The 21,698-nt window shown below is 40.5% G+C and carries 22 protein-coding genes; 17 read left to right on the forward strand and 5 right to left on the reverse strand.

What is annotated here, in order from left to right:
• The first annotated feature begins 208 nt into the window (after positions 1–208).
• From NV381_RS29420 to NV381_RS29430, 3 genes are all read left to right on the forward strand, one after another.
• Complete coding sequence (locus NV381_RS29420) at positions 209–703, forward strand: DUF2716 domain-containing protein (protein WP_258216881.1); 495 nt, start codon at positions 209–211, stop codon at positions 701–703.
• A 261-nt stretch (positions 704–964) separates the two neighbouring features.
• Positions 965–1,231: a hypothetical protein gene (locus tag NV381_RS29425; RefSeq protein ID WP_258216882.1), complete on the forward strand. Its 267-nt coding sequence runs from the start codon at positions 965–967 to the stop codon at positions 1,229–1,231.
• A 167-nt stretch (positions 1,232–1,398) separates the two neighbouring features.
• The gene (locus tag NV381_RS29430) at positions 1,399–1,809 is read left to right on the forward strand and encodes a DUF2569 domain-containing protein (RefSeq protein ID WP_258216883.1); all 411 of its coding nucleotides are present in this window, start codon (positions 1,399–1,401) and stop codon (positions 1,807–1,809) included.
• 222 nt (positions 1,810–2,031) lie between these two features.
• Here NV381_RS29430 and NV381_RS29435 read toward each other — a convergent pair whose 3' ends face one another.
• On the reverse strand, positions 2,032–2,871 hold the full coding sequence (locus NV381_RS29435) for an SDR family NAD(P)-dependent oxidoreductase (RefSeq protein ID WP_258216884.1): 840 nt from the start codon (positions 2,869–2,871) through the stop codon (positions 2,032–2,034).
• A 159-nt stretch (positions 2,872–3,030) separates the two neighbouring features.
• Between NV381_RS29435 and NV381_RS29440 the strand changes: the two genes are divergently transcribed.
• The 3 genes from NV381_RS29440 (at position 3,031) to NV381_RS29450 (ending at position 5,122) form a co-directional block, all read left to right on the forward strand.
• Positions 3,031–3,777 carry a LysR family transcriptional regulator gene (locus tag NV381_RS29440; protein WP_258216885.1) on the forward strand — a complete coding sequence of 249 codons (747 nt, stop codon included), beginning with the start codon at positions 3,031–3,033 and terminating at the stop codon, positions 3,775–3,777.
• A 309-nt stretch (positions 3,778–4,086) separates the two neighbouring features.
• The gene (locus NV381_RS29445) at positions 4,087–4,551 is read left to right on the forward strand and encodes a GNAT family N-acetyltransferase (protein ID WP_258216886.1); all 465 of its coding nucleotides are present in this window, start codon (positions 4,087–4,089) and stop codon (positions 4,549–4,551) included.
• Positions 4,552–4,798: 247 nt separating this feature from the next.
• Positions 4,799–5,122: a hypothetical protein gene (locus NV381_RS29450; RefSeq protein WP_258216887.1), complete on the forward strand. Its 324-nt coding sequence runs from the start codon at positions 4,799–4,801 to the stop codon at positions 5,120–5,122.
• Positions 5,123–5,889: 767 nt separating this feature from the next.
• Here the strand turns inward: NV381_RS29450 and NV381_RS29455 are convergent.
• A complete protein-coding gene (locus NV381_RS29455) occupies positions 5,890–6,759 on the reverse strand; it encodes a hypothetical protein (RefSeq protein WP_258216888.1) in 870 nt (289 codons plus the stop codon).
• Positions 6,760–7,414: 655 nt separating this feature from the next.
• Complete coding sequence (locus NV381_RS29460) at positions 7,415–8,245, reverse strand: imm11 family protein (RefSeq protein WP_258216889.1); 831 nt, start codon at positions 8,243–8,245, stop codon at positions 7,415–7,417.
• A gap of 604 nt (positions 8,246–8,849) precedes the next feature.
• Here NV381_RS29460 and NV381_RS29465 point away from each other — a divergent pair.
• Together NV381_RS29465 and NV381_RS29470 are read left to right on the forward strand one after the other, a co-directional pair.
• Positions 8,850–9,203: a hypothetical protein gene (locus tag NV381_RS29465; RefSeq protein ID WP_258216890.1), complete on the forward strand. Its 354-nt coding sequence runs from the start codon at positions 8,850–8,852 to the stop codon at positions 9,201–9,203.
• 256 nt (positions 9,204–9,459) lie between these two features.
• Positions 9,460–9,945 carry an 8-oxo-dGTP diphosphatase gene (locus NV381_RS29470; protein ID WP_258216891.1) on the forward strand — a complete coding sequence of 162 codons (486 nt, stop codon included), beginning with the start codon at positions 9,460–9,462 and terminating at the stop codon, positions 9,943–9,945.
• Between the two features lie 132 nt (positions 9,946–10,077).
• Here NV381_RS29470 and NV381_RS29475 read toward each other — a convergent pair whose 3' ends face one another.
• Positions 10,078–11,109: a phosphodiester glycosidase family protein gene (locus NV381_RS29475; RefSeq protein ID WP_258216892.1), complete on the reverse strand. Its 1,032-nt coding sequence runs from the start codon at positions 11,107–11,109 to the stop codon at positions 10,078–10,080.
• Positions 11,096–11,638: a sigma-70 family RNA polymerase sigma factor gene (locus NV381_RS29480; RefSeq protein ID WP_308862364.1), complete on the reverse strand. Its 543-nt coding sequence runs from the start codon at positions 11,636–11,638 to the stop codon at positions 11,096–11,098. The genes NV381_RS29475 and NV381_RS29480 overlap by 14 nt, the downstream gene beginning before the upstream one ends.
• Before the next feature lie 290 nt (positions 11,639–11,928).
• Between NV381_RS29480 and NV381_RS29485 the strand changes: the two genes are divergently transcribed.
• The 9 genes from NV381_RS29485 to NV381_RS29525 all read left to right on the forward strand — a co-directional run bounded on the left by NV381_RS29485 (position 11,929) and on the right by NV381_RS29525 (position 21,697).
• Complete coding sequence (locus NV381_RS29485; protein ID WP_258216893.1) at positions 11,929–12,498, forward strand: sugar-binding domain-containing protein; 570 nt, start codon at positions 11,929–11,931, stop codon at positions 12,496–12,498.
• Between the two features lie 46 nt (positions 12,499–12,544).
• Positions 12,545–12,820 (forward strand): hypothetical protein, encoded by a 276-nt coding sequence (locus tag NV381_RS29490; protein WP_258216894.1) that lies wholly within the window; start codon positions 12,545–12,547, stop codon positions 12,818–12,820.
• A 211-nt stretch (positions 12,821–13,031) separates the two neighbouring features.
• On the forward strand, positions 13,032–13,487 hold the full coding sequence (locus NV381_RS29495; RefSeq protein ID WP_258216895.1) for an NUDIX hydrolase: 456 nt from the start codon (positions 13,032–13,034) through the stop codon (positions 13,485–13,487).
• Positions 13,488–14,045: 558 nt separating this feature from the next.
• Complete coding sequence (locus NV381_RS29500) at positions 14,046–14,888, forward strand: tyrosine-type recombinase/integrase (protein ID WP_258216896.1); 843 nt, start codon at positions 14,046–14,048, stop codon at positions 14,886–14,888.
• 695 nt (positions 14,889–15,583) lie between these two features.
• Positions 15,584–16,057 carry a TniB family NTP-binding protein gene (locus tag NV381_RS29505; RefSeq protein WP_258216897.1) on the forward strand — a complete coding sequence of 158 codons (474 nt, stop codon included), beginning with the start codon at positions 15,584–15,586 and terminating at the stop codon, positions 16,055–16,057.
• A 1-nt stretch (position 16,058) separates the two neighbouring features.
• Positions 16,059–16,490, forward strand: coding sequence for a hypothetical protein (locus NV381_RS29510; protein WP_258216898.1), 432 nt, complete (start codon positions 16,059–16,061; stop codon positions 16,488–16,490).
• 802 nt (positions 16,491–17,292) lie between these two features.
• Entirely contained in the window at positions 17,293–19,581 is a 2,289-nt protein-coding gene (locus tag NV381_RS29515; protein WP_258216899.1) for a helix-turn-helix domain-containing protein, read from the forward strand.
• 367 nt (positions 19,582–19,948) lie between these two features.
• Positions 19,949–20,806: an ABC transporter permease gene (locus tag NV381_RS29520; protein WP_308862367.1), complete on the forward strand. Its 858-nt coding sequence runs from the start codon at positions 19,949–19,951 to the stop codon at positions 20,804–20,806.
• A 12-nt stretch (positions 20,807–20,818) separates the two neighbouring features.
• Complete coding sequence (locus tag NV381_RS29525; protein WP_258216900.1) at positions 20,819–21,697, forward strand: carbohydrate ABC transporter permease; 879 nt, start codon at positions 20,819–20,821, stop codon at positions 21,695–21,697.
• The last annotated feature ends 1 nt before the right edge of the window (position 21,698 follow it).

Here is a 21,698-nt window from a genome sequence, read left to right on the forward strand (position 1 = left end):
CTTCATGGCCGTTCGGTGGTCCCACGACCACAACTTTACCGTTGTATCCTTTTTACCAAGAGGGTGTAATCCTGCGAATGAGCGAGTAAACGTGAGAAAATCCCTTAATACCGAGGGAAGTAACGGGCAGTTTAGTTCCAAGAAAAGGTAATATTATTATTGTGCCGAATATTATATTTGAAATTGAACTTTAGAGAGGGAGATATTAATGGATTACGGTTGGATGTCGTTAACTGATGAAGAAGAAAAAGAATTGTGGTCAAGATTTATTAAGTTATTTCATCCTAGACCAAGCAAAACAATTTTCCCTTCATATATCCCAACTCCGTTTATCCAGTATGATATATCCAATTGTTATACAGAAGAATTTATTCGAGATTTCGAAAACAAAGCTGCTTCAGCATTTCAAAGTTGCACAACACCTGGGGAACATCTTTACGCTCTAGATTGGCAACATGAATGCTATTTGGTGGATGCACGAAAAGAGTTTCCTAGACATGTACCTTGGAGAATCGACAACGGAGATTGGATAATCTCCATTTTTCCTGATGGCGATTATCATTTCTTTCTTGCAAGTGACTTCTCTTGGGGAATTTTAGGTCATCCATGGGAAGAGTCCATAACTATCTATGGTGAAAAAATTCTAAGCTATTTCTTGAAGGAACATCCGCTGATGCTTAAGAGATTGATTAGACAAGGATAAGATATTGGGGTTAAATTATTCAACTACCATGCAAGAACGGATTAACTTTCATGCTCTGTGGTGCAACGCAGGAGGATGCATGGATGGCTAACGGGAAACGATAGCTGAATAAACAACCAGGACATGCTGCCAGCAAATGATCGACAGCTTCATTACGTTAACGGGAGTTATCTTCAACTACTTATTTTAAAATATGGTCATAAGTGGTCAAGTCATCGAACAATTAACTCATTTTGTTATACGTAGATTGAGGTGGGATAAATGGCTCAGTTCCAGGTTACTCAAACATTGAAGACGGGAGATGCTTTTATCATCAAAGGTATCTTGTTGGAGGGACAAATTCGTAACGGAATGGAAATTCATGTAGCCTTTAACAACTCCCTTCAGGTGACTGGAAGTATTATGGATATTAAGAAAATCAATGATCTTTATAATATTTCGATTGGATGCTCAGATAAAGATGAGATAGAACTATGGGAAATGTTGAATTTGAATGGCGATGTATTAAAAATTGCTAGTCATGATTAAGCTATCTGGGAACGATAGTGGAGGAGCTTGCTGCGTGGCAGCTCCTCGTTTTGTTTATTAAAGTAACTGGCAGGATAATTTAATAAAAACGGAGAAATAGTCCGTACAAACTTATGAAAGATATTAGACTGTTGCCTACCACCAAATCTACTAAATGGGAGTAAGTTATGGATAATAATGAAATTGATCATCTGAAACAAGAATCTGAAATGGATGGGATAAAAGGTTGGTTATTAATATATTTAGTTGTTAATTTAGGAGTAGAGTTACTTGGTAAGGTATATATTTTGTACGAATGGATTCAATATTATATATTTGGTTTTGATTTTTTTGTTGGAATATTCCACTTTGCTTTCCTAATTATGACGATGCTATTGCTAATATTCACAAGAAAAAAGGTTGTGCCGAAAGTGGTTATTGCCTATGAGTCCTTAGTGATATTATCACAAATCCAAGACTATTTAGATGGAACGACAGTAAAGCTAAGTTCAATTATGATTACCGTAACTATTTCAGTTCTTTGGATATTGTATTTTATAAAGTCTAAAAGAGTAAGTAATACGTATAACCGAGCGTAATAGGGGAAGTTACAGCCCGACATCATGGTAGTTTAAGCTAACGGGAAACGATAGTGGAGGAGCTTGCCGCCTGGCAGCTCCTCGTTTTGTTTATTAAAGTAACGGGCAGAAGAGTTGAATTGAAGTCTACGTATCGGCTCAGTTGGAAGCATTGCAAAAAACAGGGGACAGACTGCCTTTGGCATCTGCCCCCTGTTTCTTTACCTTTTGCTAATTCCAAATCTAACGGTGGCTTATCGGCGTTCCTTGCGCTCCGTTCGAAACAGCTTCCCATGTCTCCCAAGTGGCTAAACGATCAGCATAGACTCCGCGCACCAAAGGCAAGACCCCTGCGCCGACCGCAAACCGCAGAGGTGGGTCCTCGGCGTCTATGATTTGAAGAATCGCTTCGGCCGTCGCATTCGGATCGCCTCGTTCTTCTGTCGATAAACGAACGGACACCCGATTTCGAAGTTCAGCGTAGACTTCCAATCCCGTTGATGTCTTCATGGACATGGGGCTTCCAAAGTCGGTTGCAAAGGCGCCCGGCTCGAGCAACGTGACCTTAATGCCGAAGCTTTTAACCTCTTGAGCGAGGCTATCGTGCAGTGCTTCGACTGCCCATTTGGAAGCGCAATAGAAGCCGATGAGCGGTGCCGCAACAATCCCCATGGCACTTGAGACGCCGAGAATGTGCCCGCTGCCCTGTAGTCGAAGCAGAGGCAGGGCAGCTTGGATGACACGAAGCGTACCAAAGTAATTGGCGTCAAATAGTTCGCGGACGTCGGATTCGTCAGCCTCCTCAGTCGTGCCAACCAGTGTGTAACCGGCATTGTTTAGGACGACGTCCAGCCTGCCGAAATGCTCATGAGCCTGCTGAACGACATGCTCGACCTGCTGGGAATCTGTTACATCGAGCGCTAGGGGGAGAACAGCATCTCCAAAACGTTCCTTAAGTTCGGCGATGCTTTCCGGTGTGCGAGCGGTCGCAGCAACCTTATCCCCGCGAGAGAGTGCGGCCTCCGCCCAAATGCGACCTAATCCGCGAGAGGCTCCTGTAATGAACCAGACTTTGTTTTCCATAGTATTTTCCTCCAATACAGTTCCTGTGTGTAGTATTTTTAAAGCTTCTGTTTTCTCTTTCGTTCTTCTCTAATGTTACGGCTTAGCAGCTTGATACGGAATTTCAAATAAGTTAGCATGGTATTAACATGGTTTATGCAAAAGGAGGGGCCTGCCTGAATGATTGAGCAACTGAAGACGTTTGTTCAAGTGGCGGAGTCCGGAAGCTTTTCTAAGGCAGCCGAAAAGCTTTTTATTTCTTCAACCGCTGTGATGAAGCAAATGAATTTGTTGGAAAAGCAAGCCGGAGTCCCACTTTTTATCCGTACCAACCACGGTGTCAGCCTCACAAAGGCAGGAACAGCTTTTATCAAAGATGCGGAATATATGCTGCAGTATTTTCAAGAATCTCTTATCCGCATGCATCACTCCGCACAGGCCAATCGGCATATTGTTCGGGTGGGTACTTCTATGCTTAACCCCTGTAAGGTTTTGATTGATTTGTGGAATGGAATTAGCGACCTATACCCTCAATTCGGAATAAACATCGTTCATTTCGAAGATGACGCACATACACTCCCTACCACTTACCGCATGATTGGCCAATCGCTCGATATCATTGCGGGGCCATTTCTTACAGATAACTTGAAGGATTACTACCGTGTGCTTGAACTGGGGAGTTACCGCGTTTGCTTTGCCGTATCTCGGCAACATAGGCTGGCTTCAAGAAAAACACTATTTGTCAAAGATTTGTATGGGGAAAGATTGGCTGTAGTGAATGGTGGGAATAGTGCCATCATTCATGACATACGTGATTTCCTGAAAATGAAACATCCTCAAATACAAATTAAGGATGTTCCGCGTCTCTATGATCTTGATGTGTTTAATCGCTGCGAGGAAAGTAATACGGTTATGTTAACATTGTAGGCGTGGGCAGACATTCATCCATCCTTGGTGACGATCCCTAGTGATTTAGATTTCGCAGTTCCATATGGTTTAATATATCCATTACATCCATCCAAGGAAGTTGGTCAATTCTTAGAAATCATAAAAGAAATGCAAGGTAATGTTTTACCTAAGGTTGAGTGATGTCGAGGTGCACTGTGTAAAAGACTGTTTTCGTCAAAGGTTTACCAAGATAAATATGAACGTTGGTGAGCAGGGAGACACAAAGTAAGTTCAACTAACGGAAAAAAAGAGTAAAGAAGTTCTATCCACGAGAGAGGGGAATGCTTATTGCTGCAGACATACATTAGATCAGACCAGGATCAATTGGAAGAGTTTATGAAAACTATGTATGTTTCCAGAGGATATGTCTTTGATCCTGAAGGATCGCATTCAGATATTAGAAGTATTGAACTGCTATATTTTGAGACGGGAGGCGGATTCTGGTTATTGAAGGAAGAACAGAGCGTTATTGGGACTATTGGTTTAAAGGGTATTGATTCTGAAAACAGAATTGGTGAAATAAAGAGGTTCTTCGTCTTACCTGAATATCAAGATAAGGGTTACGGCAAAAGCATGATGAGCCAAATAATAGAAATTGCAAGACAAGCTGGATTAATGAAGCTGAGGTTGGACACTGAGAAACAATCTTATAAAGCGATGTCAGTGTTTCGAAGTTTTGGCTTTTATGAGATACCAAAATACAATGATAATGATATTGTTGAAATATTTATGGAATTATCCATTGTGTCATAACGAATTCAATCAATATACGTTCAGCTAACGAGAAATGTTTGTTCAATAAGAAACCAGGACGAGGCTGCCGGCATGAATCGGCAGCCTCGTTGAACGGGCAGGATAATGAGGTAATAAAATGGAATATAACGGTGATAAAAAAATCTCTTGCTTGCTTTTAGATACAGTCAGTTCAAATATATTATGTTATCAAAAAACCAGTGGTTTAGAATAGATTGCTATATATGGTGGTGAACATCACTCTGTCATGACTATTAATAAGAAAAGTTCAAGATCTATATTAATTGATATTGAATCGTACAACTGGACGATTTCTCCTGATAGCGGTTATATTGTTTTTGTTGCTGAACATGCACAAATTAAAGGACGTAGAATAGAAGTTTATATTACATCTGAAGTGAATTCATACTGGACAAATTTTCCTAAAGTTAATGAAATGAATATAAAAGTTATTAAACCACATGATGTTAAAAATATTATTAATCAGGCATTAATAAAAGGATGGGATCCAAAGGTAAAAGGTAAACCTATGGTATTTGATTTGGAGGGTGAATTTATTATTAAGAGATAAGTCATACTATGGGCATCGGATAAATCACGCTTTGGGGCGTTCGATCATTAAGCTAACGGAACACGATAGTTCAATATAAAGTTCCGCATATTATACATGACTAATATGCGGAACCCTTTATTATGACTGAAATTTATAAATTTAGGTCTTGATAAATTCGGAAAATAAAGTTATAGACTGTCACGTCGGCGGCCAGCTGCACGAAGAAGTTGTGGTTCGGGAAGCACCGGTTAACGTGATCGGTTAGCCGGCAGCGGCCAGTTGCCGCGGCGAAGCCGTGTCTCGTGCTCCTGGCTGTACTTCCGGAAGCGCTGGTTCAGTGCGATCGGTTAGCCAGCCGACCAGCGAAGGTGCAGTTGGCTTGCCAATCTAATACTTTATTTTCTTTGGACAGTTACGTACAATGCGCATGCGTTATTAGTCAAAAGCTTATTTATGATAGGCTGACGAATCTAGTTCCCCTCAAATTATTTTTGAGGGGAACTTTGTATCGAGAAATTTTTCTTTAATAATAAATTGTTTAATTCATAATAAACTCATTCAAAACACGCCAGCACTCGTCCGGAGCCAGGATCAAAGAAAGGTTTGCATCAGTAGTTAAGCAAAGTGCGGACGATGCTTTGCTATGTCTTCTTAATGCTTTTTAAACAACTTTATATTCAATAACAGGCGTATAGCTCATTATAGAATAAGGGTTTGTACAACCAGTTTTAAATAGCTTATGTTCAGGCAACAAAATTATAATGGGGGAGGGCGGCTTGTTGGTTTCATTCGTGAATACCGTGCTTTTCGTATAGACGCATTGCATTTTCTTTGAGTTCATCCCATACTTCAATTGCTTTTTTTACAGCTTCTACGCCTTCATTAAAACCTTTATGATACGGTATATCTCGATAATTATGAACTTCCATTTCAGTGCCCCACATTAACACATGACCAACACTACGCTGCGTATCGGGATCCGAAATTGCAGAAAAATGATATGACGCGATATTAACTTGAGCAACAAAGTCCCAAAACAAACGCTCAAGAAGTAAGTCGTAAAATGGGCCGCCGTGTATCTCGAATCCTCCTAGAGTATCGTAGAACAATGACCAACCGTCGTGGCCTCTACCAACAGGGAATGAGGTGTTATCCCTTTTTTTGAGTTCCAAAATAATATCATTAATTGAAATCATCATCTTATATTCTTGGGTTGCCATCTCTTTGACCACTTGATACTGGTACTTTGGATTAGCTTTTTCCATTTTTTCACGAGTAAGCTTTTCCAAGCTTTGCATCAAGTTTAGAAGGAATTGGGAATGTTTTATGCCTATTGTAATTAATACAATACCCAAACCCAGAATTGTAGCAACATCCCCGATCTTCGCCAGAACATCTTTGTATTCATCGCTGACCTGTGGGTTGAGTAAAGGCGGCAGTAGAATAAAGAAAGCAACCAAGGCGCTGATTATTGCGCTAAAAATGTTTAGATGTTTGTAGCGCATTTGTTCCAGTAGGTCTTTTACTGAAATAAAAACTGCGGAAACTGAAAAGGCGACGACAGCAATTGTATTCAAGGTATAGCCGCACGCCCGGACTATTGCTGCAAACGAATAAACAATACCTATCCAAAAAGTAAGATTGAATCCTCCCAAATCGAAATCCTCCTGAAATAAAATCTGCGAGTGATCGGCAAAATATAACACAAACAACAAATTATATTAAAAAAAAGTGCGGTGACCCCAATCGGCGAGGAAGTACACAGGGATAATTGTTCGCCGTTTGCAACGTTGTGACATCTAGCAAGCTATCTAAGTTGTGAATGCTGGACGCGTATATTCACCTCAGAACGATTTGTCTGCTATTTTCGGGATTGATGGCGTCGCTGTTGAAGCAAAATACATGCCAAAAGCTGCCGGCATAACCGGAGCTTTTTTATCGTTAAAGAAGAGAGAAAACCAAACAACTTCTTGTCTTTTATCGATAGTTATTCTTGTCCTCCGATGTCCAGTGTCACTAGGTGGATTGTGGCCGATGTAATGAATATCGAAGTAGAGAAATAATATGTTTTTGAAATCAGTGATTTCGAATATTATTGCAATAGAAGGCTAAGCTAACGCAAAACGTTTGTTGAAGAGGCAGATGAAGGCTGCCATTTGGAGAGGTGGCAGCTGATTATATCTGGAAAATTTCAATGATTGACTTGAATTTAGTGACCCTTGATTTTGAAATTTGACATTACATTAAAAGCTAAGGTGCCAGCAAACAATCAACGGATTTATCAATGCGGGATATAGGGGCATACATTTCCTATCTTTTTACTCCCCAGGTGAGATCCAATATGATCGGGGGGTAGTAAATCGGATTCATCCAATCATACTCCCCGTCGATCTTCAAGGTGCCAAGTACAATTTCGCCTCGTTCGTCTGTTTGTAACGCCCACTTTCCGGAGTACACCGTTTCCCCAAAATATTTAGTAACATAGTCTTGAGCAGTGTTAAAATCAAATGTGCGCGATAGTGATAAATCAACTTGCTGACACATCCAATCGTATTTCTCCTCTGCTTGTTTCCAAGAAAACTCCGAGTTCCAGATTTCAAGCAACTGGCACCCTTGAATAGAGCGACTTAATATCTCCATTAGTTGGTCAGAGACGTAAACATAGGGCAGAAATGTTTCTCTATTCGGTAATTTCACTTTAAACATATGTTGATTCATGAGCCTTTCTTCAACCAATGATAAGGAATACTCATCATACACGGCTATGTCATCTCTGATGTATCTTTTGACTTTGGAGTTGATTGGGTCAATGCAATCCAAGATATTCAGCACATGAAGAATATAATATTCTTCTCCTGAGAACTCCGTTTTTAAAGGCAGGAATTCAATATTATCAGTAATATGTTGAACTAAAATTTGTTTGGTTGCCTTGCTAATAGCCAAAGCACCATTGAACCTACCTAATATGTCGGATGGTTTGCCTTTATCAACAATATTCACGTTCACGGCTGACCATTCTTTAGAGAGTGGCTGCTTTTTTGATAACATGGCATTTACTTTGCTATAGTCTTCATCATCAGCAAATTCCAAATTATTGAATGAAGGATGATAGTCTAGTAACCAAATTTTCAGTTGAGTCACTCCTCTGCGTGTGTTTCATTTTGATATGCCTAGCCAATTCGCAGCCTCCATAAGAACGGTCAAACCAGCAACCACCAAAGGCTTACGACTGACAAAAAATTCATGTATGCTCATGCCCAGCTATGCTAAGCTCCTGTATGTGCCTTCTTCCAATGATATATTAATTGTTAATAGTTTACAATTAGTTATTTAGCTAAATAACGACGATCAGCTGCCGTCTTCTCAATTTAAGGGCAGTATTGCTGAATATCAAAATATAGGTAAATTTAGTTTAAATAGTATCAAATATAGACATTCACGAAAGCAAATTTTTTGATGTTTCTGATAAAAAAATATGAGGTGATGCAGTATCGAATGGATCGGTATTTGGATCGGTAATACACGATTTGCCTGGGTGGGCGGCTCTTTTTTTTGCTCAGTGATAATATGCATCCAGAAAAAGTAATGGATATTTCGGAAAAGCATGGATTCGCCAGAGACATGAAACTCTTTAAGAAAAACCCTGAAGATTATCAAGGACACGTCGGAGATGTTGCAACAATACTAAGGATAACTCTTACATGTTTCTGATTTTTTCGAAAAGTTAGGAAATGATGTCCAACATTTGCCTGAGGACGCAAAAAAAGCCGTACAGGATATAGATGAAGAATTAAAACGACTAAATCTTAATTTTAATGAAATATTGGCTGACGCATTAGGTAAAAGTGCAAAAAAACTAGAAGAAGCACCAACACCAGAAGAGTATGCAAATGAAACGGCGATAGAGCTTGCCCAAAGATATAGGCAAAAAGACGAGAGTTCGTCTGAGAAATGTCCTACAGTTGTAAGTGGACTTTTAGTTGCACTGGGTTCAATAATGAAGTCTGAGTCAGGCGAGCATGAAAATCTATATGCTGACAGTCTAATTAACAATAGAGTTAACGCGGCGAATTGGGGATGCTCAGAAGCATTTAAATAGGAGTTGTGAAAAAAGCGTTTTATTAGTTTTCATCCGAGAGAAATTTGTCGGTTGACAAGAACATTGTCCGATTGCCGACAAACATTAGACTGAGTAATAATATGATAACGGGACACGATAGCTCAATAACGTGAGGAAACCGGCAGCGGGTATAAGAACTGCCGGTTTCTCAACTAACGGGCAGTTTACTACGGTTTGAAGGAAAGTAGATAACAACATAGAAATACCAATTACTACAAGATTATGGAGGGAGAAAATGTCGATTAAGAATGAGTGCGGATTATATACAATGTGCTTAGTACAAGATGAAGACAAGATATTATTAATAAATCGACCTGACAAACTGGGGTTCCCAGGGTATCTCGGTCCTGGGGGAAAAGTTGATTTCCCTGAAAGTTTAACCGAAGGAGCTGTACGTGAGCTTAGAGAAGAAACAGGACTAATCGCTAAGCCAGAGGACTTAATTTTCAAAGGAATAGACGAATATGTCGTGCCTAAAACGAATTACAGATATATGGTCTTCAATTATCTGGTTAAGAATTTTGAAGGGGAATTACTATCTAATCCACCTGAAGGTGAGTTGCACTGGGTAGATATAGACGACGCAATAAACTTACCGATGCAGTCATGGTTTAAACGTAGATTGCCACTATTTTTCGCAAAGGGAACTTTTGAAATATCTGTAGTATGGGATGAGGATAGTAAAAGCTCAATTGAAGACAAGCTTAGGATGCTAGGTTAGTCATTACGCTAAACGGCGAACGATAGTGGAGCAGCATGCCACGGCAGCTGCTTTTTCAAAAGGGCAGTTTTGGACTTATTGTAGGGTGACATCACACACGCAAGTTTCTCATATATGCTTTTCAAAAGTGGCCTAACGGTTTTCCGAAACATAATCCGGATGTGCGTATTTACCGTTCCAAGGATTTTCAACAACGATACGATCAGGCTGATCGAATACAAGAAAACCGGTCGGAATCCTTTGTTCACCGCCTTGACCTGAAGGTGTGGTCACAAGCTCGCCGTTAAGGACCAGCTCGGAAGAGGCTCCTCCATCCAGAAGACCTGCAGTAACAACATCCTGCTTCAAAAACAGAGCCTGAATATCTTTTAATGTCGCTCCGATGCTTGCCTGCTGCCTGCCGTCGATCACGATGAAAATCACGGTTCCGTCCGCCTTTTGTCCGACCGCCGTTCGTGGAGCGAGTCCCCAGTCCATTGCGCTCCCCGATATCAAAGGACGTCCACCGGAGATAATCTGTGGAAAAGACGTTACGGCTTCTTTGATGCGCATTTTTGTAAGCTCCTCCATTGAGTAGGAGCCGATCAGCAAATTGCCTGTATCGGTAAACCCGATAATATGCTGCTTAGCCTCCTTATCGACAAAAAACGGTTTTGCTTCCGACACCACCAGCCCTATAGGTAAAAATCCGCTGCCCATTCCTTCGGGATTTTCGTATAGACCACCATTCACACCGGCAATCGCTCCTGTACGTTTCACCATCCCTGTTACTCGTTCGCCCTTTTCTGGTTCGGATGTGACTACGACCCGAATGGATTTCGGATCGGATACGAACATCATCTTGCCCCTCCAATTATCCCCTGAAATATTTTCGACTCTCACCAATTCCTTTTTGTTTTTTGGATCAGATGGGGGCTGTTCCGTGTGAGCGGCGATATTTGTACCGATAGAGCCAATAAAGACAGATTTCCAATGGGGAAAGCTCATGGTCATGACAACCGCAATTGCGGCCACGATGCCGCTGACCCAAATTCGGCGGGTATGGCGGGAAGCGCGGTTTTTCACTCTTTTTTCCACGGCAAGCATGGAACGGCTCGTGAACGTTTTTTGTTGAAATGGTCCCTTCTCAAGTCGACGGTACCAATCCGGTTTACACGGTTCCATATTCCACTTCCTCCTTTAACGTATTGCTTATTTTGGCGCGCGCTCTGTACAGCCGGGACTTAACCGCCCCTTCGCTAATGCCGAGAAGATGGGCGATTTCCTTAAGAGTCATGTCGTAACGAGCTTCCAGCACCAATACTTCCCGATACTTTTGCGGAAGTCGCATGATGATGTTCCAAAGATTATCCGTTACGATGTGATCCAGTGCTTGCTGTTCGGCAGATAATACCGTCCCACGGAGGCGAACAAAGCCGACCGGCATCACTTTGCGGAAAAATGCCGAACGCCGGTAGTTAAACGCCGCATTGCGCGTGATGGAAAGAAGCCAGGTTTTTACACTGGAATCCCCGCGAAATCGGTCGATATGCATATACGCCCTGACAAAAACATCCTGGGCAATATCGTCTGCTGCTTCATGCCGCCTGGTGATCAAATACGCATAATTCCAAATATCTTGTCCATAGGTCTGCATCAGCTCCCGTAATGTAAAGTCGTCCATCCTTGTCATAAACTTCAAAACTTCTTCCACAATCGCATTCACCTCTAACCAATTAGAAACGTCTACTCGGTAAAAAGTTTCATTTGTAACCCAAAAAACTAGCGGTACTTGATACATGACCGGACTTACACTAGACCGAGCGCTGGCTGACTACGTCAGACGGGATTTCCCAAGCAGCACTATTGTCAGCTCCATCTTTTTTAATGGAAATAGTTGGGTGACGGTGAACAATAATACCTAAAAATATGTAGAAAAACAGTTTCGGCCCATTGCTATAATCAGGATTACAGAAGACAAAGTAGAGTGGTGAAAGGGTGAACATGCAGCAATTGAAATTACAATATCCAATTCAGAAGACAATCAACAGCAAATGGCGCTTTGCCTATTTTCCTTCCCCTGATATAGATGAGGCAGCAGCCGCAAGGGAGTATGATGATAATGACTGGATTCCTATCGCCATACCCCATACCTGGAGCACGTATGAGACGACCGGTGAGCTTCATCCATTTATCCGCAACCCATCCGAGAAAGATAATACGTATTGGAGGTATGGATGGGGGTGGTATCGCAAAAAGCTCAGTATCTCACCAGAGCATCGCAACAAAAAGATTTTCATAGAATTCGACGGGGTCATGAAATATTGTCGGATATATATGAACGGTCATACGGCAGGAGAGCATAAAGGAGGCTATATGATGCGCCTACCGTTACTGCCAACAGACGGCAGTGCCCCAAGTGGTTTTCGTACAAGCACGGCGCCCAGCTGCGCGGGGAACGCCGGCGAGAACTCTACCGTCGTTACTTTTAGGTTTGTAGCAGCGGGTATCTTATTAAGCCACCGTTCAACTAAAGGGCAGATTAGTGTAATAAACATGTATGTTTTATGGTAGTATTTAACATATATCTTATTCTTTAAAAGTAAAGGGTGATTGTGTAATGGATGTCTGGAAACCGTATGAGGAGGTAAGAAAGCATCACCCAGACTTTAGAATTAGATACAGGCTTTATAGTGAAGAAGAAGGCGGCAGAAAGAAATCGGTTTATCAGGGGTTACGTTGTGACTTTTCATATGATAGTGATAATATTTATGAAAGAGGAATATTTGCAATTCATCCTGAATTTGAAGACGAGTTCGGAAATGTTATTTCAGAAAAAAATTTCCTGTTCCGGAACAAGGTACCGCGAGGATGTGGATTCTTTTCGCTCAGATGAGAAGAGAATACATATTAATAGAATTAAACCGGGAGTCATTGGTTATTTTATGACTGGGTCAAGAAGACTTGGACAAGTTGAAGTGATTGAAATTCTTGGTTTGAACGATAATGCCAAGAAGTTGAGCTAACGGGCGGATAACGTATTCGTTTTCGTGAATACCTTAATCATGGCAGATTAATGAAGGGTAAAAAGACAAAGGAGACAATTCATGGGATACATAATGGACTTAAGGAAAGTTGTTGGCTCTAGCCCATTAATAATGGCTGGATCATGTATACTAATTTTTAATCAAGCAGGGCAATTATTACTACAAAGGAGAACTGATAGTAATGATTGGGGAACCATTGGAGGCTCGTTGGAACTAGGCGAATCATTAGAAGAAGCGGCAGCTCGAGAACTTTATGAAGAAGCAGGACTGATTGCGGGATCATTCAAATTCATAACGATTTTATCGGGCAAGGATATGTATTATAAATACCCTCATGGTGATGAAATCTATAATGTAATGGCAATTTATGAAGCACAGAATATACATGGTGATCCTAAAGTAAATGACAATGAAAGCCATGAACTTAGATATTTTTCTTTGGAAGAACCGATAGAGAATTTAAACCCTTTTACAAAGCATTATCTTAGAAGAGCTGGATACATAACGAAGTGGTAGCATCTCATTGAATTAACGAGGAACTATAGTTCAGTTTGCTTCAGCAGACGGACCTCTTAGTTTATTATTCTTAGTGATAACTCTATTCTATGATTATGAGTAAGATATTGGTTGGAATTATCTTTTACTAAGAAATTGACAATTTTCCTTTACAAACCTTTCTCCAATGGTGCTTAATACAACTTCTTCATCATGAGATTGAAATTATTACATTCACACCTATAAGTTCACCTTGTAAAAAGATCGAGATTGGCTGTTGAAATACACGCATTCGTTCAAAGTCTGAAGGTTCTTTTAGTTGACGTTGTTTTGGCATTGTAATCTCCCTTTATGAAATAATTATCTATTACATTATTTACAATAGCACTCAAGAAGTTATGAGTTTTTTTTAAAAAGTCTGTTTCGACTAGTTTGCTATGATTTTGTTATTAAGCTCATGGGCACTTAGATTCAATCAGCGTGTTATCTTAATTATTTTGAAAAAGATAATTTAGACAGATTAAATCCTCCCGATTCTAGTAAAGCTAGAATTATTAGATGAATTGGGAGGGTTTTGCTATGAAATTAGACGAGTTATGGATGCTGTATGAAGCCGATAAACGAATATTGGGGTTCAGTCCTCACACATTAAAAGCTTACTTTCTTCAGTTAAATATGTTGATCCGCGAAATGGGTAATCTCGAACTCGAGGAGGTATCTTTAAATCTGCTAAAAGACTATTTGGCCAAACAAACAGAGCGATTAAAGCCAAGCAGTTTAGGACATCGGATCCGATTTGTGCGTTCTCTTTTTCGTTTTGCTTTTGAAGAAGGCCATCTTCCCAAAAATCCATCCCTTAAGTTGAGAGAACCAAAGATGGATAAACGAATTCCCAAATTTCTGATTGAAGAAGATGTTATCCATCTAAAGATTTCATGTCATTCACCACGTGAGCACGCTCTTCTAGAATTTCTGTATTGTACCGGTTGCCGCGTCGGCGAAGTACAGAAATTAAATATTGAAGACATCAACTGGGAAAACTGCTCGGCGATTGTAAATGGAAAGGGTTCCAAACAAAGGGAAGTATATTTTACGACAGAGTGCAAGGTATGGTTAAAAAGATACCTTGTGAGTCGTGAGGATTCCAGTAAAGCGTTGTTCGTCACCGAAAGTCATCCTACCCGCCGTTTGAGTATCCCAACGATCCGTCACTCATTAAAACTGCTGGCAGCGCGAAGTGAAGTAGCTGCAAATGTATACCCACATCGTTTTCGACATACCTATGCTTGTCAACTGTTAGATAATGGTGCACCATTGGAGTTTATTCAAGGGATGCTTGGGCATGAAAAAGCATCAACCACTCAGATTTATGCCCAGTTGCGGGGTGAACGACGGAGAGAATTGTATCGACGTTATTTTTAGGATTCATGTGAGGCTAATGGAAAAGTAGTTATGATGCGAATAAATTGTCTTGATTGCATCGAAGAATGCGAGTGGCTATCATCATTAATTTCAATTCATTCCTATGCTTTGAATAGGTCTTGTACTATTGCTACTGATACGGAGCTCATTTTAATTGTCCCAAAGATATAGAAAATAAGGTCCGAACACAATTGAATTTTGCTTAATCAAAGGTCCTTGATTTTCAAGGGCTTTTTGTATCAGGAAGCATAAGTTTGCCATTGTAAATTGGAAGCATAAGCTTTCCAAAGCGGCAAGCTTATGGGTTAAGTTACAATAATGCATGTAAAATAATGATGTTATCAAGGTTGCCCATCACGGCAATAAAACTTTTAGGTTGCTTGTAGTCCATAAACTCAACAAAATACTTAACCCACTCAAAACAGTTTTATGGAGTTGGGGTTACTAGGAGTGAATTTCTGGTGAATGGCGGAATTTATGCATTATTTATAGTAAAACGAATATGAGAAGGACTAATAAGTAACATAATTCAGGAGTGTTAAATCCTCGAAGTTAGAATGGGCCATTATTTCTTTTATCTAAAGTTATCATGATCGTTGCGTAAAAGTTTCTTAGATGAAGCCAGTTTAAAAGATTAATTTATGGGAATACTTGGATGTAAACTAATTAAGTACGATATCAAGGTGGGAAAAGTGTTGCTAGCTAAATCAAGTGATTTCAGTAGTAATGATTATGTAAATACAATTACAAGGATTAAGAGCTCTGTAATTAAACATATCGAATTTAGGAAAGTGATTGACGCCATTTCTGAGTGCCATAATTACTCAAAAATTGGATGTCCTAGTAATCTTTTATTGACTGGATCCTCTGGTACTGGAAAGTCAGTTCTTTTGTCTTTTTACAAAAATATGTATTTGGAGAAATATAATGGTGATTCAGTTTTTCCAATACTTTATTTGAAGGCACCACTTCAAGCAAAACCAAGGGAGTTAGCAATCAGTCTATTAGAACAAATGGATGTTAATTATCGTAATAATCTCTCTTTATCATCAATGACAAAAAAAATTGTTGAGTCGATTACACAACTTGGTATTGAATTGATTATGCTCGATGATATTGAGCATCTTTTCGATGCTACTTCGCTAAGGATATTCCTTCGAATGGCTTAGAATGCTATTTGACAATTTACAGGTTTCAGTTATTTTATCTGGTCTAGAAATTTCTAATAGATTACTACTCCATAATACAGCATTCGCTAGTAGGATTCTATCTAGAGTAACGTTGTCTCCATTAGATGAAGATGAGTATGCCTTATTTCTTCAAACAATTGATTCTTGCTTGCCATTATCAGAAAAATCATGGCTTACAGAACAAGCGATCGAAAAATTGTATCTTATGTCAGGCGGACTCCCAGGCTATACTAAAGAGATAATTATTAAAGCAACTAAATTGGCTTTTGATGAGGACCGACTTACAGATTGGCACATAATAAAAACTTGTAATATGCTTAGTAGAAGTTCACAGAATTCTAAGAATATAGATTTTGTTATTCTAGACGATCAAGAGCTGCATACTGTGAAATATAGAAGAAAGTCAAAATAGAAAAATGTATTTAAGAAAATATAAAAAGTACTTAACATTGACTTTATAAGTCATGGCTAAGTACTTTTTTTTTGTTTCTAAGGAGTCATGCGCGGTACTAGGGGAGCGAAAATCTTATGCATTTTATGCATAAATAATGTATAAGTCCAAGCGCGGTTTTTCGCAATAATTATGAAAAATGCAGCTTTTTAAACAATGATTACGTACTTTTTTCTCAGTAAATATTAAATTAGCCCTTGATAAATCAACAGTTTTTGATCCATTTTTCTCAGTAATCATGACACCACACAGAGAGAGAGCGGGCACGAGCAGTTATTGTGATAGCAGTCAAACTGATTGAGACAAAAACTAAAATAATCAGCGTTGCTAAGGGCCTGTTTCATTAATAGCCTCATGAATACTAGATTACTATTATCTGGTGTCCATCTGTCTTGAGGCTTTAAATTGAAGTGCTTAATTTTGACTGATTGGAGTCAATGCTAGCACTTTTTTTGTTGTCTAAGTCGATCTGTGCTCGAAATTTTCTTATACAATCTAGCTTGGAGTAATTTTCATGATTTTTGAAAACAGCCCTTGATAAATCAGCATTTTTCGTAGTTTTTTCTCAATAATTATGAAGCCACATAGCAAAATTTGTAGAAAAATAATAGCATCTAAGTTAGAATTAGGGGTATCGGCTAAAAGACAGATTTTTCAAAAAATACCACAACTGCAACCAATTCGCAAATATCCGGAATCTAACGGTTATGAAAGCAGCCCGCTTCAGCAAGGGTTAAATTCATGGGAAGGAGGTCTGAATGGATTGAATATCGGATTATCGAGATATTTCATTCGCATGGTGTTGTTTATCCTGCTATTGGGAACCGTTCCCCTCTTTTTCCTGGGCTTTTTTTCTTATTCAAAATCCACGGCGATTTCAAGGGAGCAGGCCATCAAAGGAAATATGAGTATGCTATACCAGACTGAAATGCGGGTTGAGCAGCTGCTCAAAACGGTAGAGAATGCAGTGACGCAGCTGCAATCCTCCTCTTTGATTCAGACCATGAAAAATCGAACTCTTACCCAGTACGAGTTTCAATATTTCGATGAGCTGCTATCTCAAATACATCATTTACAATCGTACGAAAATGGAATTCAGGATGTGACCCTGGTAAACTACCAACAGGATTGGATCGGAAATAATCGAATCCTGACATCCTTGTCGGGATTACCCAAAAAAGAAAACATAGATGTCTATGTTCAAGATCCCCGAAACGCTTATTGGACTAAAGAATTGCCTATAGATCAAATTCCGCCGGGCATGAGCACCAGTTATGGAATCAATTTCATTAAAAAGGTGCCGCTCCATGCGCAAAACCAAAAGCCTGTCGGTTTATTTATTACCAAAATTACAAGCTTGGAGCTGAATAAAATATTGTCTAACAGCTCGACCTCTGGCAAAACCATGATTTTGGATGAGCATTACCAAGTCATTGGAAGCACACAAGCCGGTGATTTGGGCAAAAGTTACTCAAGCTTCTCGGACGTAAGGCTTCTTTCCGATGGCAGGAAGGAAGGGTATTTTGAGAATGAATTCGAAGAACAGGCGTCGGGGGTCATGTTCCTTAAATCCGCCTATAACGGATGGTCTTATATATACATCATACCCATTAGTGAAATCACTAAAGAATCGCGCGTCATCGGATGGATTACGATTTCCATCTTGCTCGGTATCGCTGTGGTCATTCTTGCGACATCTTATATAATAGCTCGGAGAATGTATCTTCCCATTAAGCAATTGGTAGAAACGATAAAGGGCCTTACGAATACGAATGCCGGCGATGATATCCGGTCCGATGAGTTTCAATTTATTAGCGGCAGGGTTGCCAAAATGAAGGATACCCATGTGAAGCTTGAAAACCAGATACAATCCCAGTATCAATATCTTCGCGAGTTATTTATTTTTAAGCTGTTTCAAGGGAAAGTCAGTCAGAGTGAGATTAACGAGAATTTAACCTTTTATGGCTATTTTGAAAATTGGAAGCGCTTAAATGTTATTTCGATTCAAATAGATACACTAAAGGACACAAGATATGAAGCAAGGAATCTCGATCTCCTGCTTTTTGCGATCAGCAACATAGTGTCCGAATTGATACCGATGCATCGCCGTTTAAGCCCGATCCAATTTGATAAATTTCAAGTCACTATATTGGGAAGCGAATCCGAAAACGTGAATGATGTGAAATCCGATCTTTATGAAAGAGCCGACCGCATCCAATCTACGGTTAAAAATGTGCTTGGGCTTGAGGTAAGCATCGGGATAAGCAACTGCTACGAGCACATCACGAATACTCCGAATGCTTATCATGAGAGCATAGAGGCGCTTCGGTACCGGATTAGACTAAGCGAAGCGTCCATATTGCTGCATGAAGACGTACAAACCGGGGACAGTCAGACCCTCCGGTTCCCGGACCAGATTGAAATCGAATTGATCGATGCCATTAAGCTGGCGGATACTGCAAGGGTGGAAGAGCTGTTAAACGCATTCTTGGAATCGGTGTTCAGTACGCAATTGGATTTCCGCTTATATCAGATGGCTTTTGTCCGGCTGCTTGTCGATTTGGATAAGATTGTCCAACCGTACGGAATTTCATTAAGTACCCTATATGAGGGGGATCATTCGGTATTCGTGGAATTGTTTGAGTTGAAAACTGTTGATGAAATGAAGGCTTGGCTGCAGGATTCGATTATAGGCAGAATTGTAGGTATCCTGGAAGAACAACGGAAATCACAATACCAGAGATTATCAGAACAAATGCTGGAGCTGATTCATGAGCGGTTCCATACAGATTTAACTCTTGAAGCATGTTCCAAGGCACTGAACTACCACCCAAACTACCTTAAGCGGGTGTTTCGCGGCGAACTTGGGGTCAACTTCAGCGATTATTTGATTCTTTACCGGATGAACATAGCAAAAAAATGGTTGGTCGACACCGACATGAGAATTTCTGAAATCGCTCTGAAGATCGGCTACAGTACCTCGCAAAATTTCATCCGTAATTTCCGGAAAACAGAGGGGATCACACCGGGACAATTCAGGGAAAAGTTATAATAGTGAGCATGCAGAGGCTTACCTGAAGGTCGGAATGAAAAGACCTAAAGGACGGCTTCTTTTTGTTTTCCGTAACGAAAAGTATCAGCGGCCCATAGCAACGCGTGGTACAATGCCTGCTCCGGCAGGTTCCATACTGCTTATATCAAGGTTCCGAAATGATTGTTAAGGTATTACTTCACCGCGGATAAAGGGAAACGGGCTTATACCTCATTTCTGGTTCCCTCGGGAACATAGACATGAATTTTCCATGACGGATATAATCAAGGGCATATCAATCTCTTTTTAAGGAATAGGAGGTCTTCCATTGCTGCATTCATCATCACCTCTGCTGCGAAGCTTATACAAAAACCGTCTCATTTATCTTATGATCGCACCCGGCATTCTCTATTTTCTCGCATTCAAGTATTTACCGATGTTTGGGCTAATGATCGCATTTAAAGATTACCAACCGTTTCTAGGTGTTTGGGGGAGCAGGTGGGTCGGATTTAAACATTTTGAATATTTCATAAGTTTGCCTGATTTCTGGATGTTGTTCCGCAATACCTTTGTGCTCGCTTTTTACAATTTGGTGTTTTTCTTCCCGCTGCCGATCCTTGTGGCGCTCATGCTCAACGAGCTGCGCAGCAACCTATATAAGAGATTTGTCCAATCTATGATCTATGTGCCCCACTTCGTATCGTGGGTTGTAGTAGTGGGAATGGCCTTTATTTTTTTCACAACGGAAGGCGGATTAGTGAACGAGCTACTGGTATCCTTCGGATTTGAGAAAATCAATTTCCTTTTGAATAAAGAATGGTTCCGACCTCTTGTTGTATCGGAAATCATTTGGAAGGAAATCGGTTGGGGGACGATCATTTTCCTGGCAGCGCTTGCAGGGGTCGACCAGCAGCTTTACGAAGCGGCTCACATGGATGGGGCTGGCAGATTCCGTCAGATTTGGCACATCACATTGCCTGCCATCCGGAGCACCATCGTCATTTTGTTAATTTTGCGGCTGGGTCAATTCCTCGATACCGGGTTTGAGCAAATCTATTTGATGTTAAACCCGATGAACCGGGAAATTGGAGAGGTATTCGACACCTATGTTTATACCAACGGAATTCAGCAGGGAAAATTCAGCTACACAACGGCAGTCGGTTTGTTCAAATCGGTGATCGGTATGGTATTGGTCATTGGAACCAACTATCTGGCCAAAAAATTCGGCGAAGAAGGCGTTTATTAAGGAGGGAATCTGATGGTCTACCGGTCTTTAAGCAACCGTATATTTGACACATTCAACGTTGCAGCCCTCTTCATAGTGGCAATGATTATGATCGTTCCGTTTATTTTGATCATCAGCGGTTCGTTTGCGCCTGCGGAGGAGCTTCTGAAAAAGGGAGTTGTTTTCTTCCCATCAAGCTACACGCTGGATGCGTATAGGTATATTTTCTCTACGGATTCGTTGGTCCGAAGTATGCTTGTAACCATTTATATCACTGTAGCAGGGACACTGCTCAACCTGTTCTTTACTTCCATTACCGCATACGGGCTTGCGCGCAGAGATTTGTATGGGCGGCGTGCGATTATGCTAATGATTATTTTTACCATGCTGTTCAACGGCGGGATCATTCCGACTTTTCTGGTTGTCAAAGCCTTTGGCTTATTAGACAGCTACAATTCCTTGATCATTCCAACAGCAATAAGCGCTTTTAATCTGATAATCATGAAAAACTTTTTCCAGCAGCTTCCCGATGGTCTGGAGGAGGCAGCAAAAATTGATGGCTGCAACGATTTCGGCATTTTGTTCCGGATCGTGCTGCCGCTGTCTCTGCCGGCCTTGGCCACTTTTGCGCTTTTTTATGCGGTAGGCCACTGGAATACGTTTTTTAGCGCGATTTTATACATCAATGATTCAAACAAATGGCCGATTCAAGTTTTATTGCGGCAGATTGTCATCATGGCTCAAGGCGGGATCGGTGATTCCGGGCAATTCAATGAACATTTTGTCGTTCCGCCTTCGCAGACGGTTAGTATGGCGGTCATAGTCGTCTCGACCATTCCGATCCTGCTGGTTTATCCGTTTTTGCAAAAGCATTTTACCAAAGGTCTTTTACTAGGTTCAGTCAAAGGATGAT

Origin of the sequence: Paenibacillus radicis (ex Xue et al. 2023) (genome assembly GCF_024722015.1) — a bacterium.
In the GTDB taxonomy this organism is placed as follows: domain Bacteria; phylum Bacillota; class Bacilli; order Paenibacillales; family NBRC-103111; genus Paenibacillus_S.